This is a genomic window from Pedobacter sp. AW31-3R (assembly GCF_052180285.1).
In the GTDB taxonomy this organism is placed as follows: Bacteria; Bacteroidota; Bacteroidia; order Sphingobacteriales; family Sphingobacteriaceae; genus Pedobacter.
The window spans coordinates 5,062,844-5,076,113 of sequence record NZ_CP197475.1 but is presented as its reverse complement, the minus strand read 5'-3'; the positions used below and the strand labels follow the sequence as shown (position 1 = coordinate 5,076,113).

Genomic DNA, 13,270 nt, shown 5'->3' with positions numbered 1-13,270 from the left:
CGATGATTAATTTTTTAAAGGAAAGCACATTTACTGTAAATGAAGTAATTGGCAAAGCCTGGTTGGTGACGAAAAGGAATTATTTTTCCATTGCCACCTTATGTTTCCTCATGTTCATTACCTCGAATGCTTCAGGTTTAATGGCTTTTTTCTTAAAGGATGTGAACATGGCCCTGAGGGCTTTGATGGCATTGTTATTTGCTTTTCTCTATTTCACGCTCAATCTTTCGCTGCTGAAGTACATCTTTCATTTGCTGGATGATGAAGAGAATGATGTAAGCATTGTCAGTACTTTGCCTACCCGGGAGCAGATTATACGTTTTGTGGTCGGTATGGTATATTTCATGCTGGTGATTATAGGCGTATACCTGGTCGTGATCCTTGTGGCCTTTCCTTTTGTGTATACGGGGATGAAAACGGGGGTATTGCAAACGCCTACACTGGCGACCAATATCGCCATTGCGATTGGTGTAGTAGCTATTTTTATTACCTGGGTGAGGATCTCATTTTTCCCGTTTTTTATTATCGACAAAAACCAGCGTCCCTTTGGTTCCCTGAAATTCAGTCTGGCGATCACCAAGGGTAACTTTACCAAAATCTTACTTTTGCTGTTGGTCCTTGGAGGTTTTTATATTGTAAATTTACTGGTGAGTTTCCTGCAATGGCCGGTAACAGCATTTTTTATTAATATCCTGAGTTCATTTCTGGTTGTGCCTTTGTCGAGCGTAGCGCTGACTATTGCCTACAGGAAAATGATGGGTGAATACAATTCAGATCAGGAACCGGATATTATTCACAATATTGTATAACATCTTTATATGGGATTAAAAGCGGCATTAAGTAAACCATTTGCAGCCATTGTAGTTAAGGGCATCGAGAAATGGAAAAAAAATGCAGTGGCAGTACAGAAAGAAACCCTTGTCCAGTTATTAGACGCTGCAAAAGATACTGCCTTTGGCAAAGACCACCATTTTGCTGACATCAGAAATTATGAGGATTTTAAGCGGCAGGTACCGGTAAGGGATTATGAAGAATTGAGACCTTATATCGATAGGGTAGTCGCGGGAGAACAAGATGTGATGTGGAAAGGCAAACCTGCTTATTTCGCCAAGACCTCAGGAACGACTTCGGGTGCCAAATATATCCCTATTTCAAAAGAATCGATGCCGGAACACATCAAGGCGGCGCGTAATGCGCTGCTGACCTATGTCCATGAAACAGGTAATGCAAATTTTGTCAACGGCAAGATGATTTTTCTCCAGGGAAGTCCCGTGATGACGGAAAAGAACGGTGTTAAACTGGGCCGTTTGTCGGGTATTGTCGCCAATCTTGTTCCTAAATATTTGCAGAAAAACAGGCTTCCTTCTTACGCGACGAACTGTATTGAAGACTGGGAAGAAAAAGTAGATGCCATTGTAGAGGAAACATTACATGAGGATATGACCCTGATTTCAGGGATACCCCCATGGGTACAAATGTATTTTGACCGGCTGATACTAAAGTCGGGCGGAAAACAGATTAAAGATATCTTTAAGAACTTCCAGCTTTTTGTTTACGGGGGAGTGAATTATGAACCTTACCGTGCAAAGATTGAAGCGAGTATCGGCAGGAAGATAGCTGCCATAGAAACTTACCCTGCTTCAGAAGGCTTTATTGCCTATCAGGATAGTCAGCAGGATAAAAGCCTGTTGCTGCTGGTGAAGGCCGGCATGTTTTATGAGTTTATCCCATCGGAAGAATATTACACTGAAAATCCGACCAGGTTAAGCCTGGAACAGGTAGAACTGAACAAAAACTATGCATTGATCTTAAATACCAATGCAGGACTCTGGGGCTACAGCATAGGAGATACGCTAAAGTTCGTTTCTAAAAATCCCTACAAAATACTGGTCACCGGGCGGATCAAACACTTTATTTCTGCCTTTGGCGAGCATGTGATCGGCGAAGAAGTAGAGCAGGCCCTATTGTCGGTAGCAAATGAAGAAGGCGTGGGGATCACAGAATTTACCGTAGCGCCCCAGGTGAATCCTGCTTCGGGAGAATTACCTTACCATGAATGGTTTGTAGAGTTTTCCGGTATGCCGGCGAACCTTTCCGATTTTAGTAAAAAAGTGGATAAGGCCTTACAAAAGAAAAATATTTACTACTTTGACCTCATTGAAGGTAAAATCCTGCAGCCGCTGATCATCCGGCCGCTGCAAAAGGATGCGTTTGTGACCTATATGCGTGCGGAAGGTAAGCTGGGCGGACAGAATAAAGTTCCCCGTTTATCCAACGACAGAAAGATTGCAGAGCGCCTGACTAATTTGATTGATCTGAATTGAAAAATATATCTATACTGGGCTCCACAGGCTCTATCGGCACCCAGGCCCTTGATGTCATCAGGGCAAATCCATCCCTGTACACCGTTGTTGCATTAACCGCCCATGCAAATACTGAGCTGCTGATCAGCCAGTCGCTCGAATTCAAACCATTATTGGTTGTGATTGGAGATGAGCGCCATTATGCTGCAGTGAAAAATGGTTTATCGGGCACGGGGATTACCGTCCTGGCAGGGGAAGATGCCCTGTGTGAAGCAGCGGCTTTGCCGGAGGCAGATTTTGTATTAACCGCCCTGGTTGGGTCGGTAGGATTAAGGCCCACCATTGCGGCAATTAAATCGAGGAAGACCATTGGCCTGGCCAATAAGGAAACGCTGGTGGTTGCCGGTGAACTCGTGACAAAACTTGCGGCAGAATATGGGGTTCAGATTGTTCCGGTAGATTCAGAACATTCTGCGATTTACCAATGCCTGGTAGGAGAGGACTATGGAGCGATAGAAAAAATTTACATCACCGCATCCGGGGGGCCTTTCCGTGGACGCGACCGTGAATTTTTGGCGACGGTGACCAAAGAACAAGCCTTAAAACACCCCAATTGGGTCATGGGGGCGAAGATCACCATAGATTCTGCTTCCTTAATGAACAAAGGACTGGAGGTTATTGAAGCGAAATGGCTATTTAACCTGGATATCTCCCAGATCGATGTGATTGTACATCCGCAATCCATTATACATTCCATAGTTCAGTTCAATGATGGGTCAATGAAAGCGCAGATGGGGGTTCCTGATATGAAACTGCCAATCCATTATGCCATGGCTTATCCTGCGCGGGTAAACAGCAAGTTTCCGCGTTTTAATTTTATGGACTATCCTGAACTCACCTTTGCCAAGCCAGATCTGCTTACTTTCCGTAATCTTGATTTTGCCTATACTGCGTTAAAGAGGGGAGGAAATATGCCTTGTATTATCAATGCCGCCAATGAGGTGGTGGTGGAGGCATTCCTGAATAAAGAAATTGGTTTCCTTGAGATGAGCGATGTAATTGAACAATGTATGTCGGATGTCACCTTCATGGAAGAGCCTGCCCTGAATAATTATTTAGAAACAGACCTGCATACACGTATATTTGCGAAGGAACTTGTAACAAAAAAATATTTATCTATCTAATTTTTAAACACACTAAAACAATATATGAACGGATTAATTATGGTTGCCCAATTGTTATTGGGACTATCAATATTAGTGATCTTGCACGAATTGGGACATTTTTTAGCTGCCCGTGCCTTTGGTATTAAAGTAGAGAAGTTTTACCTGTTCTTTGATGCATGGGGAGTGAAACTCTTCAGTATTACACGCGGTGGGGTAGAATACGGTATCGGCTGGCTACCATTGGGTGGTTATGTGAAGATAGCGGGAATGATCGATGAGTCGATGGACAAGGAACAAATGGCTTTGCCACCTAAACCCTGGGAATTCCGGTCTAAACCGGCATGGCAGCGTTTAATCGTGATGTTGGGCGGTGTATTCGTAAACATTGTTGTCGGTATTTTTATCTTCTGGATGCTTACTTTCAAATTCGGTGAAACGTATATCGCGAACAGTTCTGTAAAAAATGGAATCAATCCGGGGGTAATCGGTAAAGAGATTGGATTAAAGCAGGGTGACCGTGTGATTGCCGTGAATGGTAAGAAGATTATCCGCTTTGAGGAACTGTTAAGTTCAAAAGTATTGTTGGGCAATACTACACTTACGATTGAAAGACAGGGCAGAACAAGTGATATCAAGGTTCCGGATAATATTTTAAATGAAGTGTCTGACCTGGGGATTGAAGAGTTTATCAGTCGCACCCCATTATTTACGGCAACCATTGACACAGTAGTTGCAGGTAGGCCGGCGGTAAAAGCAGGTTTCCAGAAAGGTGACCGGATTGTTGCGGTAGATTCTGTACCGGTAAAGTACAGTGTGGATGTGATGAAGGCAATGAAGAACTACAAGAATAAGAATGTAGCTATTCAGGTTGACCGTGGCGGTGAGTTGCTGAAATTGAATGTGACTACTGATACTGCCGGAACTGTAGGGATCGGGTTTAATCCGAATGAGATCAAGGAGGAGACCATCCATTACGGATTTTTCCAGGCATTGCCTATCGGGGTGAACCAGGCATGGATATCTTTCAGTGATAATGGAAAAGGGATCTGGAAAGTACTGACTGGCAAAATTAAGCCAAATAAAGCGTTCTCAGGCCCTGTCGCTATTGCGCAGAAGGTTTATGGTGGAGTATGGGTATGGTCGCATTTCTGGGCTTCTACGGCGCTGATTTCAATTGCCCTTGCCTTTATGAACCTGTTGCCTATTCCTGCATTGGATGGCGGACATGTGGTGTTCCTTTTGATTGAGATGATTAAAGGAAAACCACTTGGGGATAAGTTTATGGAAGGTGCGCAGATGGTAGGTTTTGTGATGTTGTTATGCCTGATGGTTTTTGTGATCGGTAATGACGTGTTAAAAGCCTTTTTCTAGCCTAACTTATTGATATCATTGCCTATGGTGTGGTGTATCTGATCGTTGATGCTATACTGGTGTTCAATTTCAGATGAATCTCCTGAAGGTGTTTATTCAATGTAAAAAATAAAGAAAACCGGACGTTACTGTTCCGGTTTTTCTATTTTTGGACAGATTACAAATAAACCAATTACATCATATGAGCACTTTATCTATTTTTAAAAAGGTAGCCGTTGCTGAAGGTATTTCTTACCTGGCTTTGTTACTTATTGCTATGCCACTTAAATATTTCGCAGGAATGCCACTGGCGGTTAAGTATACCGGATGGGCCCACGGATTGTTATTTGTGCTGTATGCTGCCTTTGTAGTGATGTGCTGGATGGAGTATAAATGGAAATTTGGGAAGGTGATATTGGTATTCCTGGCTTCGTTGTTGCCTTTCGCTCCGTTTATTGTAGAAAAACGTTTGCACGAAGATGCTGATGATCAGGCTAAAGCCTAATTTGAGTGTTTTTTTTTGAAATAATTCTTTAAGAAACCTTGGATATATAGGGGTGATTGTATACATTTGCATCCCGCTTAATAAGGAAATGCCCAGTTGGCGGAATTGGTAGACGCGCTGGTCTCAAACACCTGTGGGAAACCGTGCCGGTTCGACTCCGGCACTGGGTACTAACCGGAATCGAACACATCGATTCCGGTTTTTTTATGACTATTCTGAGATTTACGATGCTTCAAACAGTGTTCAAAGTATTTCTGGTGAACCCTATTCTATTTTGACGTTGTAAGCGGGCTATCTTTGAACCAAATTCTTGGATGTTTAATATAAAACACTTAGACCATTAAATTCTGGTTTACTATAAAAGTATTGTTTTTTGAAGTGACAGTGTTTAGGTTTGTCTGATACTGGCAATAGTAGCTATGATTTAAGCAGATTTAGGTCTGCTAATGTCGCAAACCGATTCACTTAAATGATTTTTTATATTCGGAAGGTTTTTTTGTTGCTGCTTCGGCAATAAAATCCAATGGGTTAATTCCGGAACCATCGGTCATATCCAATGCTTCAGGTGTAACATCTGTAGTAGGCCACATCTTAAGTTCATATCCATTTTTGTGTAATAAAGATTTATTGATCTCGATGCTGAATTCGTCCTCAGATTGCTTTGTCCATCCACCAAACATGTAGTTTAGCGATGAGGCAAAAAGATCAGCCAACTGTAGTTGTTTACTGTTTTTGCTGTCGTCAAGTTGCAATGATTCGATCAGCAAGGGATATTTATATTTCCTAGAACCGAAACCAACCTCACCCTCAGGTAAATGCAAGGTCAAAAAGTCAATTAAGTCTCGCCAATAATCAATTTGCTTCGACTGATCAAAGGTAATATCAAATGGTTTTTTATACAATTTCGCCCAGAATTGGCAATGGGCATTAAAGCAACTAAGAGTGGGGTCAAGTGTATATTTTGTAAGAGCAGGAACGATAGTACCTAGATGATGCTCACTCATTAATATAAAATCGAGCAACATCCCGTTTTCCCTAGATAGACTTGATCGAAGTTTATAGACAGACCGGTAAAACGGTATACAATTTTCTTTTGTTGGTGCCCTTAAAAATTTTACAAATAGCTCTCCCATTTCTGAATAGCTTTTTTTATCCCAAATCACTGTTCCCGAGATATGCAGCATATTTGCAGTTGAAAGATTTGACCCATACTGGTAAATATCAACACCACCCGCATACAATACGGGTTCCATTAGTTGGTCTACCATTTGAATTGCAATCATAAACTTCTTGTCAGCGACATAATAACAAACCCGATTGGGTTGAATTAGGGGATGATTTAAGCATTTAATGAGTTCCTTGCGATGATTATGATACTTTTTCACTTTACTGAAGTGCAGTTCCTGTGCTTTGGTGACTTCACTAAGAGGTTTAAGTACTTCCTCTGTTTCATCCAAGGAGAAATTGTGTGAAAGTAATAAATATGTAGGCTGATTGTTGTCAAGCAAATTACCCCCGGTATTTCCAGCTTCATCAAAATAGATCATAGTATCATTAAGTTATTAGATTAATATAGTGAAAAGGGCTGGGATATATCTTAGGGTAATTTTCGGTCGTGATCAGCAATAGTCAGATTTTCCATGTGTTAAAGTTACTAATCATTGCAGTCGAATTGTTTAGGACTCCCATCCCAAAGAAAGTAGAGATTGTGCCTGCCCCAAAATCCGATTTTATTATTTTCATAAGGCATCTTTTGTGCGCGGAACACATCTTCTTTATTTTTATGCTGGATGATATGTTCGTTAAGCTCCGGTTGTTCAGTGCCAGTACTATTGTAAGGAGGATCTGAATATTCTCTTATTTTATTTGCAATTTTCATTAATAAAACCACATGATCTGAATCTTTGATTATAAGGCAGAAGTGATTGAGCATCATTCCGTGGTAAGTAGTACAATATACAATTTTGCCTTCCAAGCCTTCTTTATTTTCTTGTTTGGAGATCAGGATTCGCAAGTATTCATCACTGATAGAGTAACTTTTATCTCTAACAATCACGTTTTTTGCAAGATCACACCAACGTTGAACATCACTTGAATCGGCCAAAGTGAGTAGCGAATTTTCTCGAACAGCAAACTCCTTTACTCCCGGGAGATAACGGGAAGTGGTTACAAACAACCCTCGATTTGCCCGTTCCTGGTTTACAATACCAGAAAGCGCACTAACAGCTTCTAGTTGAATAGGATTGTTGCTATTATACTTCTTAACTTGCACTAATGTTACTATCTCATCAATTTCATCCTTTTTGTATAGTTTAACATCGATACCTCCATCACCAACACCACTGCCAAGCTCTGTGCGGTAGCCTTGGTTTCTAAAGACCTCGCTGATGAGTATTTCAAATTTTCTATGATGCAATTGGTGCATCTTTGAAGGATCTTTCCTGAAATATTCAAATAATTCTTCATAAAGATTGGTGTAGTTGGGTTTGACTAAGTGCTGTATCCATTGCCATTCAAAATATTTTAGGTATTGTTCATTTAGAGTTTCATCCTTAGAACAAATGTGAAATGTGGTGTTGTCGTGAACTTCACAATAGAAGCCCATGGCGGATAAAAAATTCTCAAATTCGGTGAGTTCATCATCTAAATCATAGAACCCACTAAACATTCCCCAAATGCCGCCGTCTGAGCACAGCACAGTTATGCACGCAGTAAATTCATCTGGCTCATCATTGTGCTTTTCTAAATAACTAGTGAAACGGCTATCAGTCCAAAGGTCACGTTGTTCTGCCCATTGCTGAATGCCATTTTCCAGATCATGGATCTTGTTTTTGAGTTGGCTGTCTGAGAGGTATATCATTTAGCTAAATTGAAAATTAATTATTTGATTATAATCAAATTTACTGAAAGAATAAGTAAGAGGTTGCCTCCCTTCTGTGTTTATTCATGATAAAAGGGAAGGCTCTGTTTTAAGGAGATCTATACCATCTCTTCAACTGGAAATATAAGCACCGGTCATGGTTGAATAGCAATGCCCCGGTTTTTATAGACTTCGGTGATGATTTGTTGTACTGGATAAACATGAGAAAGCAGATAGGTACACCTTTGCTGTACATTAAAGTTGTTAAGAAAAAAGACTTTTAGATAGATATGCCAAGGTATAGGTTTCATCAATACTATTCATCTTGGTGCTAATCAAGATTAAAGAGACTTATTTTTTTTTGATACTGTTTACTTGCCACATCAATATCTTCGTCTCAATCCGGTCTTACCTCATACCCCTATAATACCATTTTCGCTCCTCTTCTGTATGTCGGTCGTATTGAGCGATAGTGTTTGCTAATTCTACCCGATGTTTAGCAAACCGAAAACTACGAGGCAACTCCAATGTCAGTTTCAGTATCTGGCTGAACTTTGCGGATTTGAACTCAGACCACAATACACCATTTTGATAACTGTAATGATGGTTGTAAAAATGTAATTTAGCAAACAATTCATAGCTGTCATTTTCGTTCAGCAAATGCTTGATCAGCTCTTCAACCTGCTCAGCAGCGAGGTGATTTCTTGCAATGTCCAATGCAATGTTTAGCATCCTAGTATGTCCACGGTATGTGGTAATGATTCGCGTAAGTAATTGTGCGGCGATCACTTTTGTTTCCTCAGTAATATTGTAGAATAAAAAGGAACACATATGCTCTTTCACGTATTTGCCATCAAGTGAGGAAATTAAAGCAATAGCCTGATGTACCATTTGCTCACCTTCGGGCCATTCCCAGATTTTTGAAAGCATTTTTGAAGAAAGGTGAAAACTGGTCTTTTGGTAATATTGCCGGCAATATTCAAAGAAGAATTTTTTGTCGTGACTAAACAGTATAAAGAGTTCATCTCCATCATGGTCAAATTGTCCTTGAATTCTTTCTTGCTGGTAATAAATCTTTTTGCAGAGTTTGAAGTTGTTTCTTATCAAAAACGGGCTTTCTTTGAAAAAATGGTAACCAACTTTATATTCATTCTTCTTTTTCCTGCTGTATTTCGACGTTAGGATCTCCATGATCTCAGCAACTGTATTTGGAAAAGCAGTTTCAAAATTTAAAAAATGTTGCGGGTAGAAGTCTGTGCGGGAATTTAGTTTACTGTAATAGGCGAGTAGCTGGCTGACAATTTGGGGTGTTATGTATGCCGTAGGCCAGTTTTCAAAGTAGCGCTGCAGCCAGGCGTTCTTATTTTCAAAATTATTTTCTTCTAGGAAATTATAAAACTGTTGAGTTTTCACAAGACCCTGTTCGTAAATCTTCTGAAAAATCCTGATTGAAGGATTGAGCAAAAGTTCATTGTTTTCTTTCAGGCAGTAGCAGATGATTTCATACCCCAGGTCAAAATCGTTGAAAACACTTTCAAGCAAACGGCCTACACCATTTGAGAAGTGTAACCGGTATGAATAAGCAAACCTGTGAAATAGTATTATCTTCTGGTAAATAATCTTGAAAGCTGCCAGATCGTTTATGGGATAACAGTTTCGTATTTCTTCAGTTGCAAGATCAGCAACTTCATGCCAGCTAAGTTCTCTACCTAAAATTTGCTCGTACCGATCTTCGTCAACAGTAAGTACTTGATATAGTTTGAATATGTCTGTACGGAACTCTTCTTTAAGTCCTTCCCAGGATGGGTCCAAAACAAATCCCCGCTTTTTCGCTGTATTTGCGTATCGATGAACAAAATAACTCTGAGCGAAGTCCTTTGCAGTAAACAACTTCGATATCAGATGTTGTAGTAGCGGAGAATCGAGCTGAACTTCCCATTGGTCCACGTGATACAGTCTGTCAATATGATTGATCAGAATGTCGTAGGCCAGGTGTTGGTCACGGGTAAAGTTCGTTATGATAAAATTCCAAAATCTGACTCTTAGTTCTGTATAGGTATTTTCAAATTTAGTCCTTTCGTTTAAATTTAAGTAGTATGTGTCATGATGCATACCACCTAAAAGCGTATGTTCCATTTGATAGTAAAACACATACTTAGTGGTTTGATTGTCCATTTGCTCAGTAAAAATAGACCAAAGGATTTCAATTTTTCTGAACTGGCTTTCAAAATCGCCTATCGAAAGATAAGTTGCTTTCTTAAATATGTCGGTCACCATGTCGGTTGCCTGGGGACGTTTAATCGCGAATTGCAGCAGAAGTTCAGCCGCCACTTTAAAATACTTATTTTCTTTTTCAAGGAAGGTCGTGAGCAATGCAATCGTTCCGTCGGTGTTCTGTGAATTGCCTTTAAATTTGCGGATGATTGCCGTTTCGATGTTTTCTTTCTCCGGAAGGGCGATTATATAACTATAGACAAATTCCAGAACCTGATCAGGCACGAATTCACCCATCAAATTTAGAAAACGGATATTAAGCACCGGTACCTGCTCAATTTCTTTCCAGTATGAAATCAGAAATGAATAATTGTATTTCAGGAAAATTTCAGGCCCAAAAGTGGAAATCGCTGTGAGCAGCGTGTCTTTAAAACGCCAATGATGTGTCTCTAAATAGAAACGTAACAATGATTCCAGCGCTAATACGCGCTTGACTACAAATGCCTGGTAAAAAAGATAGGCTCCTAAAGTCTGTTCAGTAATCCGGACTACGATCTTTTCATAGATTTCTACAACCTCTATGGCTTCAAGTTCTTCGGCTACCTTTGCAAACTGATCCTCGGTGATTCCGAAATTTTTGAGTATGGTAAGGTCAAAGCCGTTTCCTTTCTCTAAAGTTTGAAAAAACGAAATCAGTCCGAGAACTTTCAAGGCAACCTCGTCCGTGAAAATATGGGCTTCATCGGCAATTGATTCGAAATAGGTATCGTAAATAACGCTTACATCTCTGAGTAATTCGATATCCTCAGTGTCCATAACTACCTCCGCGGCCATAATCGCCAGCCTGGGATTTCCTTTGCTAACCTCAGCGATCCTGGTGATGATCCGATGGTTGGCTAGTGCCCAGGGAATGCCTGAAACTATTCTATGGATGATTTGGTCTTCCAAAATCCGAAGGGGGTACCTGACATAATCCAGGTCACGGATCAGCGGCTGGACGTCTGCCCGCGCATAATCGCGAACCGTGGCGATGATCTTAATATTGACACCCGGTTCTAACAGGCGGCAGTGAACTGACGAGAGATTTTCGAGCTGTCTGTTCACATCGTCGATAAAAACAAGATAATAGCCTCCGGGTAATATATAGGAGTTCAAATCGTGGGTAATCGCTTCGCCGCTTTTATTGACAATACAATAAGCGGTATACTCAGGTTGGGCTAATAGGAACTGGTCGATCGCTTCAAGTGCGATTCTTGATTTACCAATGCCAGCTTTGCCAGCGACCAGAACGGTTTGATGCTTCTGCATCAGTGAAATGAGTTCTCCAAGCTCCCGTTCCCTGGCGATCAACGCATTATCAAGGGGCGTTGCTAAACCCCGGCCTTTCCTTGAACGTTCCAGGAAAGCGGTTTTTGTCAGAATCTGACCGGTATCTAGGGGAATAGACAAAAAATCTCGCGCTAATAATCTCCCATTATTTGTCAAAAAATGCACGAGGTCTCCAAGCGTGACAATGATCAATAGTTTGCCTGCATCTTGTGCTAATTTGTCTAGCTTTATCCTGATTTCCGGTTCAACTGAACTGTTACAAATTAAGGCCACATAGTCCACTTTGGATGGATTGATACCTAATTTTTCAAAATTTAAAAGGTCTTTTAAATCCTTTTCCAGTTTCCTGTAAAATTTCCTGCTGTCAGCACTATCCTTAGTCGTAACCTCGGCAAGGAAAAACTGGCCATTTTTCAGTACTAACCAGAGGTCTGGTTTTCCCTTCCTTGATTTCCCGCTTCCTTCAGTACTTCCAGTTTGATGGAGTTCCCCGCCATATTCGTGCTTTAAATATCTGCCACTAAGTGTCTGGAAACGTCCTGGCTCCATCAGGTACACTTCTGACTCAATTTGCTGGTCTTTAATCATTGCGGTTTGTTTCTTCTGGCCTCCAGCCAATTTTCCTGATTTGCTCAGGCTTTATCCAGTTAAAGATTCCTCTAGCTGTTTTATTAAGCTTTTCTTCAAGTTCTCTCTTGGTCTGAACATCCAGATTCAGCTTATCCAGATCCAGCTTCATTTCTTTGACCAGATCAAATTGTTGTTTTGTCCGTTGCAGTTTAGCCAGGTTATATTCCTGTTTCCAGTGGATAATTTTATTGACGATTTCAATCAGCTGCTCAAAAATCTTACCTATGCCCAGAAAATCGAAATAACCGGGAGAGGCATACTGCATTTGCAGGATCTGAAGATTGCTGAAATCGCCAAGATCATATTCATTTCCGATCATCACCTGTAGATGCGGACTGTCATAGGTCAGGCGATAGTGCTCTAGAATATGGAGTTCGAGAAACTGACCGTAAATAGTGCCCAGTTTCAATAAAAAAGACTGAAGGTCATACATGTCCCATTCGCCATCGATATAGACTCTGGCAATATGCTTCTGTTCTTCTACAAGCAGGTTATAGACGATGGTCTTTTCATCATTGTCAAGTGTTTCCCAATCCCTTAAGCCATTCTTAGGCAGAAAATCATCTTTTACGCTTACAATTTCTTTGATACGATCAAAAAATATTTGTTTTTCGTTTTCACTGAGGCTTGCCGCATTATAAAGATCACCAAATGACCAGTGTAGTTGAAGTGTGCCCTTGGTATGGTAAGAAAGTTCACGTACCCTGGCGATGAGCTGGTCTGAGTCATTTGGCTCAAAGGATTTCAAGATCAACTTATAGAGTTGCCGGCGGTTGCTTGTTCTGTTCAGCATGGCCTGAATTAGGTCAATAAATTTATCAATGACTATTTCAAGGTTTGGCTGGGATTGGTCTGTTTTGGTTTCGAGCATATTCAACAAAATGTAAAAATAGCCTAAAAATGCTAAAGCAAC

At 40.7% G+C, this 13,270-nt stretch carries 9 protein-coding genes and 1 tRNA gene; 6 read left to right on the top strand and 4 right to left on the bottom strand.

Annotated features, from left to right (window positions below; translation table 11 throughout):
- The first annotated feature begins 2 nt into the window (after positions 1–2).
- From ACSBL2_RS20775 to ACSBL2_RS20750, 6 genes are all read left to right on the top strand, one after another.
- Positions 3–809, top strand: coding sequence for a hypothetical protein (locus ACSBL2_RS20775; protein WP_442588477.1), 807 nt, complete (start codon positions 3–5; stop codon positions 807–809).
- 9 nt (positions 810–818) lie between these two features.
- The gene (locus ACSBL2_RS20770) at positions 819–2,324 is read left to right on the top strand and encodes a GH3 auxin-responsive promoter family protein (protein ID WP_442588476.1); all 1,506 of its coding nucleotides are present in this window, start codon (positions 819–821) and stop codon (positions 2,322–2,324) included.
- Complete coding sequence (locus ACSBL2_RS20765) at positions 2,321–3,487, top strand: 1-deoxy-D-xylulose-5-phosphate reductoisomerase (RefSeq protein ID WP_442588475.1); 1,167 nt, start codon at positions 2,321–2,323, stop codon at positions 3,485–3,487. The genes ACSBL2_RS20770 and ACSBL2_RS20765 overlap by 4 nt, the downstream gene beginning before the upstream one ends.
- A gap of 24 nt (positions 3,488–3,511) precedes the next feature.
- Positions 3,512–4,840, top strand: a complete 1,329-nt coding sequence (gene rseP / locus ACSBL2_RS20760) for an RIP metalloprotease RseP (protein WP_442588474.1) — start codon at positions 3,512–3,514, stop codon at positions 4,838–4,840.
- A 181-nt stretch (positions 4,841–5,021) separates the two neighbouring features.
- Entirely contained in the window at positions 5,022–5,324 is a 303-nt protein-coding gene (locus ACSBL2_RS20755; RefSeq protein ID WP_442588473.1) for a DUF3817 domain-containing protein, read from the top strand.
- A 90-nt stretch (positions 5,325–5,414) separates the two neighbouring features.
- Positions 5,415–5,494 (top strand) — tRNA-Leu (locus ACSBL2_RS20750).
- Positions 5,495–5,785: 291 nt separating this feature from the next.
- Here the strand turns inward: ACSBL2_RS20750 and ACSBL2_RS20745 are convergent.
- The 4 genes from ACSBL2_RS20745 to ACSBL2_RS20730 form a co-directional block, all read right to left on the bottom strand.
- Positions 5,786–6,871: a DUF3800 domain-containing protein gene (locus ACSBL2_RS20745; protein WP_442588472.1), complete on the bottom strand. Its 1,086-nt coding sequence runs from the start codon at positions 6,869–6,871 to the stop codon at positions 5,786–5,788.
- 107 nt (positions 6,872–6,978) lie between these two features.
- The gene (locus tag ACSBL2_RS20740) at positions 6,979–8,184 is read right to left on the bottom strand and encodes a restriction endonuclease (RefSeq protein WP_442588471.1); all 1,206 of its coding nucleotides are present in this window, start codon (positions 8,182–8,184) and stop codon (positions 6,979–6,981) included.
- Positions 8,185–8,592: 408 nt separating this feature from the next.
- Positions 8,593–12,315: a hypothetical protein gene (locus ACSBL2_RS20735; protein WP_442588470.1), complete on the bottom strand. Its 3,723-nt coding sequence runs from the start codon at positions 12,313–12,315 to the stop codon at positions 8,593–8,595.
- A complete protein-coding gene (locus ACSBL2_RS20730; RefSeq protein ID WP_442588469.1) occupies positions 12,308–13,228 on the bottom strand; it encodes a hypothetical protein in 921 nt (306 codons plus the stop codon). The genes ACSBL2_RS20735 and ACSBL2_RS20730 overlap by 8 nt, the downstream gene beginning before the upstream one ends.
- Between the last annotated feature and the right edge of the window lie 42 nt (positions 13,229–13,270).

Excerpts from the sequence above, each read along its gene's own strand:
- ACSBL2_RS20735 (WP_442588470.1), bottom strand. The coding sequence starts at position 12,315 with ATGATTAAAGACCAGCAAATTGAGTCAGAAGTGTACCTGATGGAGCCA.
- ACSBL2_RS20740 (WP_442588471.1), bottom strand. The coding sequence starts at position 8,184 with ATGATATACCTCTCAGACAGCCAACTCAAAAACAAGATCCATGATCTG.
- ACSBL2_RS20730 (WP_442588469.1), bottom strand. The coding sequence starts at position 13,228 with ATGCTCGAAACCAAAACAGACCAATCCCAGCCAAACCTTGAAATAGTC.
- rseP (WP_442588474.1), top strand. The coding sequence starts at position 3,512 with ATGAACGGATTAATTATGGTTGCCCAATTGTTATTGGGACTATCAATA.
- ACSBL2_RS20755 (WP_442588473.1), top strand. The coding sequence starts at position 5,022 with ATGAGCACTTTATCTATTTTTAAAAAGGTAGCCGTTGCTGAAGGTATT.
- ACSBL2_RS20745 (WP_442588472.1), bottom strand. The coding sequence starts at position 6,871 with ATGATCTATTTTGATGAAGCTGGAAATACCGGGGGTAATTTGCTTGAC.
- ACSBL2_RS20770 (WP_442588476.1), top strand. The coding sequence starts at position 819 with ATGGGATTAAAAGCGGCATTAAGTAAACCATTTGCAGCCATTGTAGTT.
- ACSBL2_RS20775 (WP_442588477.1), top strand. The coding sequence starts at position 3 with ATGATTAATTTTTTAAAGGAAAGCACATTTACTGTAAATGAAGTAATT.